General features: G+C 61.8%; 20 protein-coding genes and 1 tRNA gene. 17 read left to right on the top strand and 4 right to left on the bottom strand.

What is annotated here, in order from left to right:
* Positions 1-56 precede the first annotated feature (56 nt).
* The 9 genes from YH64_RS26960 to YH64_RS27000 all read left to right on the top strand — a co-directional run bounded on the left by YH64_RS26960 (position 57) and on the right by YH64_RS27000 (position 8322).
* Entirely contained in the window at positions 57-1589 is a 1533-nt protein-coding gene (locus tag YH64_RS26960) for a YifB family Mg chelatase-like AAA ATPase (protein ID WP_046807428.1), read from the top strand.
* A gap of 402 nt (positions 1590-1991) precedes the next feature.
* The gene (gene rpmI / locus YH64_RS26965) at positions 1992-2189 is read left to right on the top strand and encodes a 50S ribosomal protein L35 (protein ID WP_006218740.1); all 198 of its coding nucleotides are present in this window, start codon (positions 1992-1994) and stop codon (positions 2187-2189) included.
* A 15-nt stretch (positions 2190-2204) separates the two neighbouring features.
* Complete coding sequence (rplT, locus tag YH64_RS26970; protein ID WP_006218741.1) at positions 2205-2564, top strand: 50S ribosomal protein L20; 360 nt, start codon at positions 2205-2207, stop codon at positions 2562-2564.
* Positions 2565-2641: 77 nt separating this feature from the next.
* On the top strand, positions 2642-3664 hold the full coding sequence (gene pheS / locus YH64_RS26975) for a phenylalanine--tRNA ligase subunit alpha (protein WP_006218742.1): 1023 nt from the start codon (positions 2642-2644) through the stop codon (positions 3662-3664).
* 13 nt (positions 3665-3677) lie between these two features.
* The gene (gene pheT / locus YH64_RS26980) at positions 3678-6095 is read left to right on the top strand and encodes a phenylalanine--tRNA ligase subunit beta (RefSeq protein ID WP_046807427.1); all 2418 of its coding nucleotides are present in this window, start codon (positions 3678-3680) and stop codon (positions 6093-6095) included.
* 3 nt (positions 6096-6098) lie between these two features.
* Positions 6099-6440, top strand: a complete 342-nt coding sequence (locus tag YH64_RS26985; protein WP_006218744.1) for an integration host factor subunit alpha — start codon at positions 6099-6101, stop codon at positions 6438-6440.
* A 58-nt stretch (positions 6441-6498) separates the two neighbouring features.
* Positions 6499-6942 (top strand): MerR family transcriptional regulator, encoded by a 444-nt coding sequence (locus YH64_RS26990; protein WP_046807426.1) that lies wholly within the window; start codon positions 6499-6501, stop codon positions 6940-6942.
* Positions 6943-7174: 232 nt separating this feature from the next.
* Positions 7175-7251: transfer RNA gene (locus YH64_RS26995), tRNA-Pro, on the top strand.
* 324 nt (positions 7252-7575) lie between these two features.
* Positions 7576-8322, top strand: coding sequence for a hypothetical protein (locus tag YH64_RS27000; protein WP_143215557.1), 747 nt, complete (start codon positions 7576-7578; stop codon positions 8320-8322).
* Here the strand turns inward: YH64_RS27000 and YH64_RS27005 are convergent.
* A complete protein-coding gene (locus YH64_RS27005) occupies positions 8319-8705 on the bottom strand; it encodes a hypothetical protein (RefSeq protein WP_046807431.1) in 387 nt (128 codons plus the stop codon). The genes YH64_RS27000 and YH64_RS27005 overlap by 4 nt on opposite strands.
* 237 nt (positions 8706-8942) lie before the next feature.
* On the opposite strand from YH64_RS27005, the gene YH64_RS27010 reads away from it, so the two are divergent.
* Positions 8943-9857 (top strand): PhzF family phenazine biosynthesis protein, encoded by a 915-nt coding sequence (locus YH64_RS27010; RefSeq protein ID WP_046807424.1) that lies wholly within the window; start codon positions 8943-8945, stop codon positions 9855-9857.
* Between the two features lie 286 nt (positions 9858-10143).
* Positions 10144-10578 carry a GNAT family acetyltransferase gene (locus YH64_RS27015; protein ID WP_046807423.1) on the top strand — a complete coding sequence of 145 codons (435 nt, stop codon included), beginning with the start codon at positions 10144-10146 and terminating at the stop codon, positions 10576-10578.
* Positions 10579-10615: 37 nt separating this feature from the next.
* Here the strand turns inward: YH64_RS27015 and YH64_RS27020 are convergent, their stop codons facing one another.
* The gene (locus YH64_RS27020; protein WP_046807422.1) at positions 10616-11569 is read right to left on the bottom strand and encodes a succinylglutamate desuccinylase/aspartoacylase family protein; all 954 of its coding nucleotides are present in this window, start codon (positions 11567-11569) and stop codon (positions 10616-10618) included.
* 307 nt (positions 11570-11876) lie between these two features.
* Here YH64_RS27020 and YH64_RS27025 point away from each other — a divergent pair, with 307 nt between their 5' ends.
* Both YH64_RS27025 and YH64_RS27030 read left to right on the top strand, forming a co-directional pair.
* Positions 11877-12080, top strand: coding sequence for a hypothetical protein (locus YH64_RS27025; protein WP_240434065.1), 204 nt, complete (start codon positions 11877-11879; stop codon positions 12078-12080).
* A gap of 226 nt (positions 12081-12306) precedes the next feature.
* Complete coding sequence (locus YH64_RS27030) at positions 12307-12897, top strand: YSC84-related protein (RefSeq protein WP_046807420.1); 591 nt, start codon at positions 12307-12309, stop codon at positions 12895-12897.
* Positions 12898-12978: 81 nt separating this feature from the next.
* Here the strand turns inward: YH64_RS27030 and YH64_RS27035 are convergent, their stop codons facing one another.
* Positions 12979-13212, bottom strand: coding sequence for a hypothetical protein (locus YH64_RS27035; RefSeq protein WP_046807419.1), 234 nt, complete (start codon positions 13210-13212; stop codon positions 12979-12981).
* 114 nt (positions 13213-13326) lie between these two features.
* Positions 13327-13797 (bottom strand): Lrp/AsnC family transcriptional regulator, encoded by a 471-nt coding sequence (locus YH64_RS27040; protein ID WP_006218755.1) that lies wholly within the window; start codon positions 13795-13797, stop codon positions 13327-13329.
* A 160-nt stretch (positions 13798-13957) separates the two neighbouring features.
* Here YH64_RS27040 and YH64_RS27045 point away from each other — a divergent pair, with 160 nt between their 5' ends.
* The 4 genes from YH64_RS27045 to YH64_RS27060 all read left to right on the top strand — a co-directional run bounded on the left by YH64_RS27045 (position 13958) and on the right by YH64_RS27060 (position 16525).
* Entirely contained in the window at positions 13958-14869 is a 912-nt protein-coding gene (locus tag YH64_RS27045) for a DMT family transporter (protein ID WP_046807430.1), read from the top strand.
* A 79-nt stretch (positions 14870-14948) separates the two neighbouring features.
* Positions 14949-15695 carry a sulfite exporter TauE/SafE family protein gene (locus YH64_RS27050; protein WP_046807418.1) on the top strand — a complete coding sequence of 249 codons (747 nt, stop codon included), beginning with the start codon at positions 14949-14951 and terminating at the stop codon, positions 15693-15695.
* A 54-nt stretch (positions 15696-15749) separates the two neighbouring features.
* Positions 15750-15974, top strand: a complete 225-nt coding sequence (locus YH64_RS27055; RefSeq protein WP_046807417.1) for a hypothetical protein — start codon at positions 15750-15752, stop codon at positions 15972-15974.
* Between the two features lie 338 nt (positions 15975-16312).
* Positions 16313-16525 carry a hypothetical protein gene (locus YH64_RS27060; protein ID WP_008159938.1) on the top strand — a complete coding sequence of 71 codons (213 nt, stop codon included), beginning with the start codon at positions 16313-16315 and terminating at the stop codon, positions 16523-16525.
* The last annotated feature ends 137 nt before the right edge of the window (positions 16526-16662 follow it).

Raw genomic sequence — 16662 nt, forward strand, 5'->3', positions numbered from 1 at the left:
CCATCGCGCCGGACGGAATTGCCGATACTGACGGTCTTGTATTCACGGAGACTGTCTTGACGCTTGCCGTACTTGCCAGCCGCGCGCTCAGCGGCATGCACGCGCACGCTGTTCGGGTCGAGACCCATTTGGGCCCCGGCCTGCCCAGCTTCAACGTCGTGGGGCTTGCGGACACCGAAGTGCGCGAAAGCCGTGAACGCGTGCGTGCCGCGATATTGAACAGCGGGTTTGATTTCCCGCCCGGCCGCATCACTGTCAATTTGTCGCCGGCCGACATCCCCAAGGAATCAGGTCGCTTTGATCTGCCTATCGCGTTGGGCCTGCTGCTGGCTTCCGGTCAGCTATCCGCGCCCGTTGCGGGCCAAGGGGAGGGGCAGCCAAGGGGGCCTGATCCCTCTTTGGTTGATCTGGTGTTCGCCGGCGAACTATCCCTGACCGGCGCGCTGGTGCCCGTTGCCGCACCGTTGGTTATTGCCTTGAGCGTGGCGCGGGATGCACCCGGCGCCACGCTGATACTGCCGGCGGGCAGCGCTGAAGAGGCCGCATGGGTGCCGGACCTGCGCGTTTTGTCCGCGCGCAGCCTGGCCGATGTCGCTGCGCACGCAGCCGGCTCGCATCACCTTGCCGATGCCGTGCCCAAGGCATGGCCACAGGCGCCACCCGGGCCGTGCCTGTCGGATGTCCGGGGGCAGGCGGGTGCAAGGCGGGCGCTGGAAGTGGCGGCGGCGGGCGGCCATAGCCTGCTGATGGTGGGTCCGCCAGGCGCCGGTAAAAGCATGCTGGCGTCGCGTTTGCCGGGCTTGCTGCCGCCGCTGGATCGATCTCAGGCGTTGGAAGCGGCTGCCGTCTCCGCCTTGGCGGGCTTGCCGCAAACGTTGATGGGCCAGCCGCCGTTTCGCGCACCCCACCATTCCGCCTCGGTCGCCGCCTTGGTGGGCGGGGGCAGCCGGCCCCGCCCCGGCGAGATCAGCCTGGCGCACAATGGCGTGCTGTTTCTGGACGAACTGCCCGAGTACAGTCGGCGCACGCTGGAAGCCTTGCGCGAGCCCTTGGAGGCGGGCAGGGTGGTTATCGCCCGGGCGTTACACGCGGCGCAATTTCCCGCGCGTTTTCAATTGATCGCGGCAATGAATCCCTGCCCGTGCGGATGGCGCGGGCACCCGGTGCGGGCCTGTGTATGCAAACCGGACCAGATTGCGCGCTATGTGGGCAAGATATCGGGGCCACTACTGGATCGGATCGACCTGCACGTGGCACTGCCACCCTCTGACCCCGAATCAATGGCGGGCCCGCCTGGCGAAGCCTCCGGGCACGTGCTTGAACGGGTCACGCGCTGCCGACAGCGGCAGCACGACCGTCAGGGCAAGCTGAACGCTGCGTTGAGCGGCGCCGAGCTGGATAAGCACTGTGTGATGCAGGCGGATGCGCAGGCGCTACTCTTTCAGGCCATGCGGCGTTTGTCGGGTTCCGGGCGGGCGCTGCACCGGGCGCTGCGCGTTGCCCGCACGATCGCCGATCTTGAAGGGGCCGACGCGCTGGCTGCCAGTCATGTTGCCCAGGCGGTTCAGTACCGCCGGCCGGGTTTGTAGGGTTCCTTGGAAGCCGGCTGTGCGTCCACCTGGGGTTTTTCCGCATTCCGGCTCGACAACACCCAGGAAATCACCATATAATCAAAGGCTTTCCCGGATCTGGCGTGCTTTTTAGCGGCAGACGTTCCAGGAAGAAGTAGCAGCAAAGAAGTAGCAGCAAAGAGATAAGCCAAGCTGGCCGCGCTGAAAATCAATAGACGTTTGCCGGTAGTAGTACAGCAATATCTCGGCAGCAGTACCCAGCAATACCTCAGCAATACCCAGCAGTACCCCCCAAGAAGTGGCAACAGGTTTACAAGTTTTGCCGTTGTGTCGGTACCAGCCTTCGGGCTGCCAGCCACCAGCGCCCAAGCACCTCGCGTCATGTCAAATCAACAACGAGTTTAAGTTTAGGGAATCATCATGCCCAAGATGAAAACCAAGAAAAGCGCCTCCAAGCGCTTTAAGGTTCGCGGCAGCGGCTCCATCAAGCGCGGTCAGGCGTTCAAGCGCCACATTCTGACCAAGAAGACCACGAAGGCCAAGCGTCAATTGCGCGGCTCGACGGCCGTTCATGAATCCAACGTGGCCTCCGTCAAGGCCATGATGCCTTTCGCTTGATAAGGGAGACTTAATATGCCTCGCGTCAAACGCGGCGTAACTGCCCGCGCACGTCACAAAAAAGTCATTGCCGCCGCCAAGGGTTACCGTGGCCGCCGCGGTAATGTGTTCCGTATTGCCAAGCAAGCAGTCATGCGCGCTGGCCAATACGCCTACCGCGACCGTCGTAACAAGAAGCGCACGTTCCGTGCTCTGTGGATCACGCGTATCAACGCTGCTGTCCGCGAACATGGCGTCAGCTACAGCGTGTTCATCGCTGGTCTGAAGAAGGCTTCGATTGAACTGGATCGTAAGGTCCTGGCCGATCTGGCCGTGCGCGACAAGGCCGGCTTTGCCGCCATCGTGCAGCAAGCCAAGGCTGCCTTGGCTGCCTGATCGCGCGCTTTAACTCATCGCGCATCGCTGCAAACGGGGCTGTAATAGCCCCGTTTGCGTTTTGAAGGCTGGATTTCATGACTCTATTGGTTGACGACCTGGTCTCCCAGGCGCAAGAACGGTTCGCCGCGGCTACGGATGCCGCCGCGCTCGAGAACGCAAAGGCTCGATTCCTGGGTAAGGAAGGCGCGCTGACGGTGCTGCTCAAGGGTCTGGGCAAGCTCGATCCCGAGCAGAAGCGCGAGATGGGCGCCCGTATCAATCAGGCCAAGCAACAAGTCGAAGAGCTCCTGAATTCGCGCCGCGCTGCATTGGCGCAGGCGGAACTGGACGCCCGACTGGCTTCTGAAACCATTGACGTCACCCTGCCGGGTCGCGGTCGCGCGCCGGGGGGCATCCATCCGGTGATCCGGACCTGGGAACGTGTGGAAGCTATCTTCCGTTCCATTGGCTTCGACGTGGCCGACGGCCCCGAAGTGGAAAACGACTGGACCAATTTCACCGCATTGAACAACCCGCTGGACCATCCGGCGCGTTCCATGCAGGACACGTTCTACGTCGACATGAACGACGCCGACGGCCTGCCGCTGCTGCTGCGCACGCACACCAGCCCCATGCAGGTGCGTTATGCCCGCATGCACAAGCCGCCCATCAAGGTGATTGCACCCGGGCGCACCTATCGCGTCGACAGCGACGCCACGCACTCGCCCATGTTCCACCAAGTGGAAGGGCTCTGGATCGCCGAGGACATCTCGTTTGCCGACCTGAAGGGCGTGTACACCGATTTCCTGCGTTGCTTCTTTGAAAGCGATGATCTTGTCGTGCGCTTCCGCCCGTCGTTCTTCCCGTTCACGGAGCCGTCCGCCGAAATCGACATGATGTTCACCTCGGGTCCCAACCGTGGTCGCTGGCTGGAAATTTCCGGCTCGGGCCAGGTGCACCCCGAAGTGGTGCGCAACTTCGGCCTTGATCCCGAGCGCTACATCGGCTTTGCCTTTGGTTCCGGCCTTGAGCGCCTGACGATGTTGCGCTACGGCGTCAACGACCTGCGCCAGTTCTACGAAGGCGATTTGCGCTTCTTGCGCCAGTTCAACGAATAACAGACGGCTGATCATGCAATTTCCCGAATCCTGGCTGCGTACGCTGGTCAACCCTCCCATCGCAACCGACGAACTCGCGCACCGCCTCACCATGGCCGGCCTGGAAGTCGAAGAGACGGCGCCTGCCGCCCCGGCCTTTACCGGCGTTGTCGTGGGTCACATCGTCGATATCGCTCCGCATCCCGACGCCGACAAGCTGCGCGTGTGCCAAGTGGACGATGGCTCCGGCGAACGCCTGCAAATCGTGTGCGGCGCACCGAACGCGGCTGCCGGCCTGAAGGTGCCATTGGCACGCGTGGGCGCTGAACTGCCTGGCGGCATGAAGATCGGCGTAGCAAAAATGCGCGGCGTCCAATCGTCGGGCATGTTGTGCTCGGCCCGCGAACTGGGCTTGTCGCAAGACCACGCAGGCTTGTTGGAACTGCCCGCCGACATGGTGCCCGGTCAGTCTATCCGCGAAGCGCTGGACCTGGACGACACGCTCTTCACGCTCAAGCTCACGCCCAACCGCGCCGACTGCCTGTCGATACTTGGCGTGGCGCGCGAAGTGGCTGCGCTGACGGGCGCACCGTTGTCGGTTCCCACGGCCGTTGCCGTGCCCGTGCAGCTTGAAGATCGTCTGCCCGTCAAGATCGAAGCTCCCGACCTGTGCGGCCGTTTTGCCGGCCGCGTCATTCGTGGCGTGAATGCTCGCGCCGCAACGCCGGACTGGATGAAGACGCGCCTTGAGCGCGCCGGCCAGCGTTCGTTGTCGGCATTGGTCGACATCTCGAACTACGTCATGCTTGAGTTGGGCCGCCCGTCGCACGTGTTCGATCTGGACAAGATCGGCGGCGATATCTCCGTGCGCTGGGCGCGCGAAGGCGAGGCGCTGGAACTGCTGAACGGCCAGACCATCACGCTGGATCCGAAGGTCGGCGTGGTGGTGGCAGGCGATCAGGTGGAAAGCCTGGCCGGCATCATGGGGGGTGAAGCCACGTCCGTGACGCTGGACACGCAGAACGTCTATCTGGAAGCGGCGTTCTGGTGGCCGCAGGCCATTGCGGGTCGCGCGCGCCGCTACAAGTTCAGCTCGGAAGCCAGCCATCGCTTCGAGCGCGGCGTGGACTACGCCAGCATTCCCGAACACATCGAATTCATTACGCGCTTGATCGTCGACATCTGCGGCGGCCAGGTCGGCCCGGTGGATGACCAGATCGTCAACCTGCCTACGCGCGCGCCGGTCCGCATGCGCCTGGCGCGCTGCCATCGCGTGCTTGGCGTGCCCGTCACGCAAGAGCAGGTCGCCAAGATTTTCGCCAGCCTGGGTCTGGAATTCACGGTCGAAGGCGATGACTTTATCGTCAGCCCGCCGTCGTACCGCTTCGACCTTGAAATCGAAGAAGACCTGATCGAGGAAGTGGCTCGCATCTACGGCTTCGAGAGCATTCCCGATGTGCCGCCGATGGCGCGCGCCAAGATGTTCTCGCAGCCCGAAGTGCATCGTGGCGCGCATGCGCTGCGTCGCCTGACGGCCGCCCAGGATTACCAGGAAGTCGTGAACTACAGCTTCGTTGAAGCCGATTGGGAACGCGACTACGCCGGCAACGACACGCCGGTTCGCCTGGTGAATCCTATTGCCAGCCATTTGTCGGTCATGCGTTCCAGCCTAATTGGTGGCTTGGTCGCCAACATCCGCCACAACGCCAACCGCAAGCAGTCGCGCGTTCGCGTGTTCGAACTGGGCCGCGTCTTCATGCGCGACGCCAGTGCGCAAGATGGTCCGCTGGAAGTTGCGGGTGTGCGCCAACCGATGCGCTTGTCGGGCGCTGCCTGGGGCCCGGCCGTTGAAGAGCAGTGGGGCGTGGCCACGCGCCAAGTCGATTTCTTTGACGTGAAGATGGACGTCGAGGCGTTGTTTGGCGCCCGCGGTCGTCGCCTGCGATTCGAAGCTGCGTCGCATCCCGCGCTGCATCCGGGCCGCAGCGCCCGCATCGAGCTCGATGGCAAGCAAGTGGGCTGGGTCGGCGAACTGCACCCGCGTTGGGCGCAGCAGGCAGACTTGGCGCACGCGCCCGTCGTGTTCGAACTTGACGTGCAAGCCTTGTCCGAAGGCGAGTTGCCTCAAGTGCGCGAGCTCTCGCGCCAGCCCGTGGTCGTGCGCGACCTGGCGCTGTGGGTGGACGCTTCGGTGTCCACGCAATCGATGCTGGACACGGTGTTTGCCGCGGTCAAGGCGGATGCGCAACTGGCAGTTGTGCAGGACGCGCGCGTGTTTGACGTGTGGCGCGAGAAGGCCCATGGCAGCGAGCCCGTCACGGAGAAAAGCCTTGCTTTCCGTTTCTGGCTACAGGACACTGAGGTCACCCTGGACGAAGCCCGTGTGGCGGATTGCCTGTCCCGCATCAAGGATGCATTGGTCGGCGCCCACGGCGCGCGCCAGCGTACATGAACCATGGGGAACAGTATGCTTGCTGCCGAGCCACGCACCCTGACCAAGGCTGAGCTTGCCGAACTGCTCTTCGAGCGGGTCGGCTTGAACAAGCGCGAGGCCAAGGACATCGTCGATACCTTCTTCGAGGAAATCCGTGACGCCTTGGCTCGCGGTGATTCCGTGAAGCTTTCGGGTTTCGGCAATTTCCAGGTGCGCGACAAGCCGCCACGACCTGGCCGCAATCCCAAAACCGGCGAGACCATTCCCATCGCCGCACGCCGCGTGGTCACGTTCCACGCGAGTCAGAAACTCAAGAGCGTGGTAGAGCAGGCGACCCCTGCTGCACCCGACGCCGCGGAGTGATACGCTTTGTCGGTAATTGTTATCGGCACCCAGCTTACTCGCGGCATAAAATTCGCTTATGACACGTACTGAATCCACCGTTACCCTGCCGCCCATTCCCGCCAAGCGTTACTTCACCATTGGTGAAGTCAGCGAGCTGTGTGGCGTCAAGCCTCACGTCTTGCGGTACTGGGAACAGGAATTCACCCAGCTCAAGCCGGTCAAGCGGCGCGGCAATCGCCGCTACTATCAGCATCACGAAGTGCTGCTGATTCGCCGCATCCGTTCCTTGCTGTATGAACAAGGCTTCACGATCAGCGGTGCGCGCAATCGCCTGGGCGATGCGCGCGATATGCCGCACGATCAAGACGCCGCCGTTCGCTTGTCGGGCGCCGAAATGCAAGGCCTGCGCAACGAGCTTGCCAGCGTCTCGACGATGTTGGCAGACGCCTTGGGCCTGCCCGCTAACGTGACCAACGTGGCCGCCAGCGCAAGCAGCGGCACCGTCAGCACGGTGGCATAAGTCGGTTGGGCTCATCCGCGCCAACCCGCATTTGATAGAAAGCGTTATCCGCAACGCGCGTCGCTGATCCGCTTCGCGCGCGGCAACAAGCAGTGCATTGCGCTTCATGCGCCGTCTGATAGATAGCTAGTGCAGACGACGAACATGAAGCGCAAATTTTTTTGAGTATTCAGCACTTTTTTTGCACCAATGCGTGCAAACTTATTTTTGTTCTGCTATACTCTTTTTCTTTCGGGGCGTAGCGCAGCCTGGTAGCGCACTTGCATGGGGTGCAAGGGGTCGCGAGTTCGAATCCCGCCGTCCCGACCAGAAGTTCCAAGGCCGTTAGTGAGAAATCACTAACGGCCTTTCTCATTTCCGATTCAGGTTGGTTGCATCGATATCTGCACCTATCGCGCCGACGTCCGCGCATCGCCCATCGCCCATCGCCCGATCGCTATCGGCAGCCCCCGCCCTCCGCGACAGATTGTGAAACCTTAGCCGAGACACCTTAGCGAACAGCATGCCGGCGGGAGGATACGGGCGCAGCAACACCACATTGCCTTCATCAATGTGCTGGTATAACTAGCGTCCCGACTTCGTTCGCAAAGGGTTCCCGTGGCTCGCAAACTCGCTGGTAGGCGTCTTATCGCGTTGACCTTCAATGCCATTGGTCAATACGGCAGGAACATGGTGGCTGCGGCGCCATGGTCCTTGTGCGTGTTTTTTCTATCGCTTCCTTTTGCATTGCTGGCGTCCAAGTCTGTGGGCGCGATCCAATTTGTGTTCCTGCTGCTGGCGTTGATTAATTTGCTGGCATTGGCACGTATGACGTTCGCATGGATGGATGTCGTCGCGAGTAGGGACGTCGTGATCGAACAGCCGAAGCGGCCGGCCAATGCCGAGGCAAAGCACTTGGCGCTGCTGGTTCTCTTCGTCGTCGTGGCGGGCGCGGTGTTGCGTGCGTCCGCCGACATTCCGCTGTGGCTCTACTTCGCGCTGAATAGCGGTGGCGACGCAAAGTTCTTTGTCGCGTTGTTCAGCGTGCTTGGTCTGATCTGGGTGCCAACGATATACGCCGGCGCGGTCTATGTGCCGAGCCTGCCGCGCGCCGCGTCATCAGGCGAATACGGATTCAAGGAGGTGCGCCAAACCATGGTCTTTCGGCGCTGGCCGTTGGCCATTGTGTTGTTTGGCCTCGTCGTGTCGGCGGGCGTCACGAAGACCTTGGTCGTCGACGTTGCGCGCCGCGTTACCTTGTCCGGCATCGCTTATGGCCTGCTCGGCATGCTGATCTGCACGGCCATGATGGTCATAGCGGCGGTGATGGCCGCGGTCGCCTATCGCGAATCCTCACGCGGCAGCGAGGAGAACATCGGCGGCGCGGCCGTGGTGGCTTAACGCTTCTTACCCGCGCCACGCGGCATGGGCGGTAGTGGGGAGCCGACGTGTGAGGCCAGCCAGTGTTCGATCTTGTCGTCGCGGCGGGCGGCCCAGTCTTTGCCAATTTCCAGGACAAGCATGTTGCGGGTGTCGCCAAGGTCCGGGGCGTCCTTTGGCAACATGACGCGCCAGATTTCCGAGGCGACCATATCGGTGGTCAACAGCACGCCGATGCCTTTGGCGTCGATCCATAGCGGCGCTGCGCGATCGTCGACAAACTTCTTCAGGTTTTCCAGCTGCTTTTGCGCGAGTGACGCGTTGTCTTTTGATGCCGCGATCAGGACCAGGTATTGCCGGTGGCCGACTGCGGGTTCTTCGGCGTCGCCAAAGGGGTTTTCCATGATGCATTCCTTGCAAAAGTAAACGCGTTCGGGTGCGCGATTGCGGCCCGGCGCGGTAGTGCGCGAACGCAATGGCGGCTTGGCGTGAGTGCCGCTGCGCGCGATTGCGATCCAGCACCACAGGGTACTCGACTCCGCCCCTGCTGTTATGGCGAAAATCTCCATCTTCTGTGCCTGTTGCAACGTGGCTGACCGCGCGCATACTCGTCGCCTTACCACCGCCAAAGAGAAGACCGCATGCGCTACCGCTATGTCACTGCCGACGTGTTTACCGGCCAAACCTATTGTGGCAACCCATTGGCTGTCGTGTTGGACGCGCAGGGGCTGGATGGCGCGCAGATGCAGCGCATTGCGCGAGAGTTCAATTATTCGGAAACCAGCTTCGTGCTGCCGCCCAAGGACCCCGGTAATACGGCCTGGGTTCGGATATTCACGCCTGATCGCGAGGTGCCGTTCGCGGGGCACCCCAACGTAGGCACCGCCGTGGTGCTGGCGCGCGAGATGGTCGCGGCGGGGCGCCCGATGTCGGACGCGTTTGTCTTCGAAGAAGAAGCAGGCTTGGTGCGCATTACGTTGCGCGCGGGCGCCAAGGGTGTGGAAAGCGTCGAGCTTCTGGCGCCGCAACCGCTGTCGCGCGCCAGCGAAGTGTCGGCTGCGGATCTGGCGCGTGCGTTGAAATTGAACCCCGAGGACGTGGACACGTCCGAGCATGCGCCGCAAGTCGTGTCGGTGGGTTTGATTTTTCTGGTGGCGCAGTTGGCCAGCCGCGATGCCTTGCGCCGCGCATCGCCGGATTCGCAGGGCTACGCCGCGTTGCTGCCGCTGGATGGCGCAAAGTCCATTTACGTCTACACCACCGATACCTCAAGCGACACGATTGATGCGCCCACCGATATCCAGGCGCGCATGTTCACCGGCCGCATGACGGAAGACCCCGCCACCGGTAGCGCGACGGCCGCTGTCACGGCGCTGCGCGCGGCGTTGCGGGACCAGGGCAAACTGACGTTGCGCGTGGGGCAGGGCGTCGACATGGGGCGGCCAAGCCTGCTGCTGGCCCATGCCGAGCCGCGCGCCGACGGCGTGTGGGCCGGGGTGGCGGGCCATGCCGTGGTGGTGATGGAAGGCACGTTGCCGGCGCCCGGCGCACAGTAAGCCGGCATTCACAGTAAGCCGGTATTGATCCCAGGGCAGGCGCTCGTGTAAGCTTGCCCGCATGAATCCCCACGATTTTCCTGCCGCATGCTTGGCAGACAACCGACGAGCCGCTCGACGTTTACGTTGAGTGGCTAGTCACGTACAGGCGCCGACCCTTCGGCGCTTTCCCTGAAGGCCACGATACCTCTCGTGGCCTTTTTGTTTTTGCGGTAAGTCCTTTGCCGCCCTGTAGCTTCCGAGGCGTATCGCCGAGCCTTCGTTTCCCTGATTGAAGGAACGAAGCATGACCTGTGATTCCCTGGCCATCCGGCCCTACCAACCCGCTGACGAAGCGGCGCTGATCCAGCTATGGCGCGACTGCGGCCTGACGCGTCCCTGGAACGACCCCGCCAAGGATATTGCCCGCAAGCTGACCGTGCAGCCAGAGTTGCTTCTGGTTGGTGAGATCCGCGGCGTGATCGTCGCCACGCTGATGGGTGGCTATGACGGGCACCGCGCCTGGATCAATTATCTGGCGGTGGCGCCCGCGCACCAGCGGCGGGGCTATGCCACCGAGCTGATGCGCGCTGTCGAAGCCAAGCTGCTTCAGATGGGCTGCCCGAAGATCAATTTGCTGATCCGGTCCGGCAACGTCGCCGTGCAGGGCTTCTACAAAAGCTTGGGCTTTGAGCTGGATGAAGTGATCAGCATGGGCAAGCGCCTCATCCCTGACAGGTAGGCCGCGTTGCCACCTGGCGCATCGTGCGCCAGGTGGCTTAGATGGCTTCGGTAAGGTAGACCGCTTCCCTGCCGACGATCGGCATGCGCGTGGGCATGAAGATCGTGCAGCGGTCGCAAGGGGATCGGATTTCCTCGTCGCCGTTCATCGCGATGAGCTCGCCCTTGTCGAAGGTTTCAAAGCCGATGACATGGCGAGTGAAATGGAAGTCTTCGGACTTGACCATGTGCACTTCCAGCAAACGGAAGCGTTGCGGAACGGGCGGCGGCGGGGCGTTCAGGGGCGCATCGATGATGCCGGTGTGGGCCAAAAAGCGCATCGTCACGTCGGTGGCCAATTCGGCGGCCGAGCGTGCGAAATGCTGGCCGCATTCGACAACCAGGGCTCCCTGGCTGTCGGACAGCGGGTCCCCATGATGGCCGTAGCCCATGACGCCTGTGCCGGGAAATTTATGCTGCGGCATCACTAGGTGCACCGCGGGCGCGCCAACGGCGGCCGCCAGGGCGGTATTGCGGTCCATCTCGTTGTAGACCCAGAACGGCTGCACGGGGGCGCGGGTCGAGTGGATGTCCAGCACAAAATCGGCGGCGTCCAGCACCGGTCGCAGTTCGCGGGCGCGGCGCAGTTCGGGGCTGTCTTCTGTTCCGTCCAACATGGCCGCCGACCAGATGCGATTCAGGTTATGCACCAGCTGCCGGTTCTCGTACGGGTTCTCGATGTCGAAGGCTTCATACGCTTCGACATGGGCAAAGCTGACGGTCAACGTGCCGATCTTGGGGCGCACACCGGTGTCCAGCAGATGCGTGGCGGCGACCATGCCACAGATTTCGTTGCCATGCGTGATGGCGTTGATCAGCACGTGAGGACCCGGGACGCCGGATTCAAAGCGATGCACGTACGGGATGCCGGTGTTGCCTTCGCGGTATGCAGACAGGTCGCGGGGCAGGACTTCGAGGGGGGCTGTGTCGGGTTCAAAAGGTAATGTTTGCATGGAACGAAAGGCCTCTTGGTGAACGTTGCAATATACCCCCCGACCGCGCCGAGCAAATCGCCCGCTGTGATCGCATGAATGAAAAAAAGACCGCATCGGCTTCAAAAGACGAAATTTCGATGTCATGCGGGCGTGTGCAAGATGCTGGAGTACTAGGTGTACTAGTGCTTCATGACCCGCTAAAAGCACTGCTTTTCAGTACCATTTTTTTTTGGCATATTGCGCGCGGAGTGTTTGATTTCAGGAGCGCGGAATGGGGGCGGGACCGCAACGCCATATCGATGGTTTTCAAGTGGGTTGTGAGATCGTGAGTCTGGATGCTGGCGTGATGGCTATCGAGGTCATCGTGAGCCGCCCAGGCAACGGAGGGGCGCAGCTGCAACGCTGGTCTTTGCCCCGCTTTGTCACGTTCGCGGATGCCGACGTGGCGCGGCGTCATGCGGAATTGGTGCTGTCTGGAATCGTGTCTGTGGATGCGTCCACCGGCGAACCGAGGTACGGCATTCTGTAGGCGCGCGGCAACGCCGGGCATGAGGTCCTGTCGGGGCAGCCTCTACTAAATGTTGCAGCAGCAGGCAAGAGTTTCGGCCCGCGCAGGCCCATGGCTGTTGGATCCGGGCCATTGCGCACGAGATGAAGGCCGGTAGGTTTTGTTTCGTTTTACACAATCGTGTGCCTTGCTTCAGCGGGTTTGACCGGTACAGTGGTACTGGCTGACAACAATAAAGGAGAGTTCCATGCTTGACACTTTTCCTGTTCTGCGTCGTGTAGGTATTGCCGCGACGATCGGGGTAGCCGGTGTGCTGTTTGCCGGTTGCACCACGACCACCCCGAAGTCCTCGGCTACCTCAACCGAAAAGCGCGATTCCATGAATAGCGCGGCCAACGCCACACTGACCAAGCTGTACGAGGCTTCGCCGCAATCGAAGGAATTGGTCGCGCGCGCCAAGGGTGTGCTGGTGTTCCCCGACGTGTTGAGCGGCAGCTTCATCGTGGGCGCCGAGCATGGCAACGGTGTGTTGCGGGTGGGCGGCTCCAATGCCGGTTACTACAGCACCACGGCGGGCTCGATCGGCTTCCAGGCCGGCGCGCAGTCCAAGGCCATGGTGTTGTTGTTCATGACGGATGACGCCTTGAACAAGTTCCGCAACAGCAGTGGTTGGACCGTCGGCGCGGACGCCACGGTTGCCGTGGTGAACATCGGAGCCAACGGCCGCATCGATACCAATACGGCGCAGCAGCCGATCGTGGGTTTCGTGATGAACAACGGTGGCTTGATGGCGGGCGTTTCGCTGGCCGGCACCAAGATCTCGAAGCTTGACTGGTAAGCCTGACGGCTGAAAACCTTTGGCCAAGAAAAACGCCGCGGATTCAACTCCGCGGCGTTTTTTTTGGGGGGGGGCTATGGGTTAGCCGAGCAACGTGTCGCCGTTATTGCGCACGGCGCTTTCGCGCTGGATTTCGGCTTCTTCAATAGCCGGGTCCAGGCCGCGCCACCGCAGTATGCGGCCGCGTTCGGCCTCGGGTTCCCAACCCAGCATGCCGTATCGGGTGATTTCAGTTTCGCCTGTGTCGAATTCCACTTCGAAGTAACCCTGACGATCGGGTAGCGCGCTGCCGGGTGACCATTCTGTTTCGGGCATGGTTGCTCCTTGCTAAGCGATGGGAGGGAAGCCGGCGCGCATGCCGCGCCGACGAATCATTGTGCGTGCGGCCGACTGATCCCGCAAGTTTCGGAACGCGTCGCCTGGTATCCGTCAGGCAAGCGGAACGGCGGTGGTGTACAGCACCTGCTTGAGCGCGAAGCTTGAACGGATGCTGGCCACGCCGGGGATGCGCGTGATGTGCTCGACGATCAGTCGTTCAAGCGCGTCCACGTCGGGCACCAAGGCGCGAATCAGATAGTCGGCGTCGCCCGACATCAGATAGCACTCCATGATTTCCGGCAGCACGGCGATTTCGCGTTCGAACACGTCCAGCGCGGCTTTGCGCTGCTTGTCCAGCGAGATCTGGATGAAGACGTTGACCTTCAGGCCCAGCTTGCGCGCATTGAGCAGGGTGACGCGGCGGTCGATCAGTCCGTCGGTTTCCAGCCGCCGCACGCGCGCCAGGCAAGGCGAAGCGGACAGATTCACGCGGGCGGCAAGTTCGACGTTGGTCAGTCGCGCATCGCGTTGAAGTTCGTTCAGGATTCGGATGTCGGTCGCATCCAGGTTGATTTCCGGCATAAGTCACCTAGTTGTCGTTGCTTGGCAATTCGTTCGTGCTGGGCAAGCAGTGTATCGGAGCAAATTGAGGTGAAATATGCTGGGGTTAACCCTATAGACTATTTCTTTCTTCGGCAAATGGGCCGAAGTGCGGAATATTCAAGCGGTAGATCCTGTGGTGATAAGTCAGCAAAGCACGTTGCGCAAGTTTTTGCCGCTGGTGGGCGCGGTCATGGTCTGGGGTGGAAACTGGCCCGTCATGAAGATGGGGTTGGCACACATGAGCCCGTTGTGGCTTGCCGCCAGCCGGTTCGGGTCGGCCGCCGTGGTCAGCGTGCTGGTGTTGGCGGCGCTGGGTCGACTGCGGTTTCCCACACGCCAGGAATGGCCGCTGGTGGCCGGCGTGGCGCTGTTGCAGATGGGCGCGTTTACCGCGCTGGCGTTGTGGGCCTTGCAGTACGTGGCGCCGGGACGAGCGTCCGTGGTCGCCTACGCGACGTCGATTTGGGTCATCCCCTTGTCGGCACTGATTCTGAAAGAACGCCTGAACGCCGGCCAATGGGTGGCGACGGCGCTCAGCTATGCGGGCATCGGTGTGATCGTGGCGCCGGCATTCAGCCCTTGGCAGGCGCATACCGTAGTGGGCCTGGTCATGCTGCTGGGCGCCTCGTTCGCGTGGGCGTGCAACATCATCCAGCTGCGCGGCAATCGTCACGTGCGCCTGGGCGCCGACATGATTCCCTGGCAAACCGCGCTTGCCACGATTCCGTTGGCGGCGTTGGCCTGGATGCGCGATGGCGCGCCCGGCTTTTTGACGGTGCCCGATGCGTGGCCGATCATCCTGTACACCGGTCCGCTTGCGACGGCGCTGACGTTCATCGTGGTGTTGGGCATGACGCAAAAAATGCCGCCCGTGGCTACGTCCATTGCGATGCTGTGTGTGCCGGTGATCGGCCTTGTCGTGTCGTCCGTCGTCTTTCATGAACGCCTGTCGGCCGACCTGGCGCTGGGCCTGACGTTGATCGGCATCAGCGTCGCCGCCTCGGCGGTCGCCGCGCGCGTGAAGCGCCCGCTTGCACTGCGGCCTTCGTAGAACGCACTAGAATGTCGCGCCGGGAGTGGCCTGGCAACGCGTGGGGATGCGCGGCAGAAATGCGGCAAATGGGGCAGAAATGGATTCGCTATATGTGCTGGTCGTGTTGGGCGCGGTGGCTGCCGGCTTCGTTCAGGGATTGTCTGGGTTCGGCTTCGGGATGGTGGCAATGTCGTTCTGGGCGTGGACCATCGACCCACGCCTGGCTGCCGCGATGACGGTCTTCGGCGCACTGACCGGCCAGCTGCTGGCGGCATTCACCGTGCGCCGGGGCTTTTCCTGGTCGAACCTGTTGCCGTTTGTTCTAGGCGGATTGGTGGGCATCCCCATCGGGGTAAAGGTCTTGCCGCATCTTGACCCCTTGATATTCAAGACCTTCATCGGCGGCTTGCTGGCCGTCTGGTGTCCGATCATGTTGTTCGCCACGCGTTTGCCGCGTATTACGGCGGGCGGCAAGGTGGCGGATGGAGTCGTGGGGGCGATGGGCGGCATCATGGGCGGCATCGGCGGCTTCACGGGCGTCATCCCGACGTTGTGGTGCACCTTGCGCGGCTTCGAGCGCGACGTGCAGCGCTCGGTCATTCAGAATTTCAACTTGTCGATGCTGGCGGTGACGATGGCAAGCTACATCGTCACCGGGGTGGTAACGACAGACATGCTGCCGCTGTTTGCCATCATCGTGCCGGCCATGCTGGTGCCGACATTACTGGGCGCGCGGGTGTATGTCGGCATCAGCGACGTGACGTTTCGGCGCGTGGTGCTGGGCCTCTTGACGTTGTCCGGCATTGCCTTGCTGGTGTCGTCGGTGCCCAAGCTTTTTGCATAGCCGGGCGGGCTTGACGAGCATGCTATCGTTAACGCCATTGAAGAGAGAATCAGCATGGCATTGCATCGTTTTCAGAAAGGCGAACTGGGTCATTGGCTGCGCATCGTGGCTGACAACAGCGAACCCGGCGCCGCGCAAGCACAAGTGCCTGTCGAAATTTCGCAGGCACTTCAAACTTTGCGCTGCATTCAGCCGGGCGAAGATGGCCGCTGGCTGATCACCGAAAAGGGCAAGCTCGCCCTTCGCATGGAAGAGCCCAGCGCCATCCACGTGCGCTGAACGCTGCCCGCCGGCACGCTCGCCGGCTTTCTTGCAGCACATATCGATCCCCCTTATGCGCGTGCGCTTGCTGCGCTTTGAAGCAAGTTGCGCCCAATTGCCGCATAGTTTGCGAATGATTTCGCGTTATGTCGCACGTCAGGGGGTATTTATAGGGCAGTACGGGAATCTCCTGAGACGGAATGTGTGATTTGGCATCTTCCGGACGTATCGCGCTTGTTATCTCGCCAGTAAGATGAACTTGCGTGACGCTTTCAGGTCTATTCAATTACGCGGGATTTCGTCCCGCCACGTCACGCGTGGTTCACGCGTTTAGGTAACCGACTGGGAGGTAGCACATGCAGCATCGTGACCAGGAAGTACTGATCGACGTTTCCACAGCGGCCATGGATACCGGCGGATATGGCGTCTTGCTGACGGTAACGGCCGAGGGCGGCACCGAGGTGGATGCCGCGTTTTCCCACTTGGGCAACTGCGCTTCATTAGACGAAGCACGAGATCGCGCGGAAGTATTCGCGCAGAACTGGGTCGAGGAAAACATCTTCCGATAGGGCTTATCCGCCCTGGACGGAGCTGATCGGTGGTACCGGTCTGTGTGTGCATGAGGCTGCGGAAAATACTCCAAAATTTGCGACGAAATTTTCGGTTATCGTTGCTGCTCCAAAACCTGGGGCCCTTTTCGGGTATG

The sequence above is a fragment of the Achromobacter sp. LC458 genome (genome assembly GCF_001005835.2).
GTDB classification, from domain to species: Bacteria; Pseudomonadota; Gammaproteobacteria; order Burkholderiales; family Burkholderiaceae_B; genus Achromobacter; species Achromobacter spanius_B.

What these genes read in the sequence shown, in the direction of transcription:
- YH64_RS27010 (WP_046807424.1), top strand. Translation starts at nt 8,943, where the DNA reads ATGCGCTACCGCTATGTCACTGCCGACGTGTTTACCGGCCAAACCTAT.
- YH64_RS26985 (WP_006218744.1), top strand. Translation starts at nt 6,099, where the DNA reads ATGGGGAACAGTATGCTTGCTGCCGAGCCACGCACCCTGACCAAGGCT.
- pheS (WP_006218742.1), top strand. Translation starts at nt 2,642, where the DNA reads ATGACTCTATTGGTTGACGACCTGGTCTCCCAGGCGCAAGAACGGTTC.
- YH64_RS27020 (WP_046807422.1), bottom strand. Translation starts at nt 11,569, where the DNA reads ATGCAAACATTACCTTTTGAACCCGACACAGCCCCCCTCGAAGTCCTG.
- YH64_RS27030 (WP_046807420.1), top strand. Translation starts at nt 12,307, where the DNA reads ATGCTTGACACTTTTCCTGTTCTGCGTCGTGTAGGTATTGCCGCGACG.
- YH64_RS27035 (WP_046807419.1), bottom strand. Translation starts at nt 13,212, where the DNA reads ATGCCCGAAACAGAATGGTCACCCGGCAGCGCGCTACCCGATCGTCAG.
- rplT (WP_006218741.1), top strand. Translation starts at nt 2,205, where the DNA reads ATGCCTCGCGTCAAACGCGGCGTAACTGCCCGCGCACGTCACAAAAAA.
- YH64_RS27015 (WP_046807423.1), top strand. Translation starts at nt 10,144, where the DNA reads ATGACCTGTGATTCCCTGGCCATCCGGCCCTACCAACCCGCTGACGAA.
- pheT (WP_046807427.1), top strand. Translation starts at nt 3,678, where the DNA reads ATGCAATTTCCCGAATCCTGGCTGCGTACGCTGGTCAACCCTCCCATC.
- YH64_RS27040 (WP_006218755.1), bottom strand. Translation starts at nt 13,797, where the DNA reads ATGCCGGAAATCAACCTGGATGCGACCGACATCCGAATCCTGAACGAA.
- YH64_RS27055 (WP_046807417.1), top strand. Translation starts at nt 15,750, where the DNA reads ATGGCATTGCATCGTTTTCAGAAAGGCGAACTGGGTCATTGGCTGCGC.
- YH64_RS26990 (WP_046807426.1), top strand. Translation starts at nt 6,499, where the DNA reads ATGACACGTACTGAATCCACCGTTACCCTGCCGCCCATTCCCGCCAAG.
- YH64_RS27060 (WP_008159938.1), top strand. Translation starts at nt 16,313, where the DNA reads ATGCAGCATCGTGACCAGGAAGTACTGATCGACGTTTCCACAGCGGCC.
- YH64_RS27050 (WP_046807418.1), top strand. Translation starts at nt 14,949, where the DNA reads ATGGATTCGCTATATGTGCTGGTCGTGTTGGGCGCGGTGGCTGCCGGC.
- YH64_RS27005 (WP_046807431.1), bottom strand. Translation starts at nt 8,705, where the DNA reads ATGGAAAACCCCTTTGGCGACGCCGAAGAACCCGCAGTCGGCCACCGG.
- rpmI (WP_006218740.1), top strand. Translation starts at nt 1,992, where the DNA reads ATGCCCAAGATGAAAACCAAGAAAAGCGCCTCCAAGCGCTTTAAGGTT.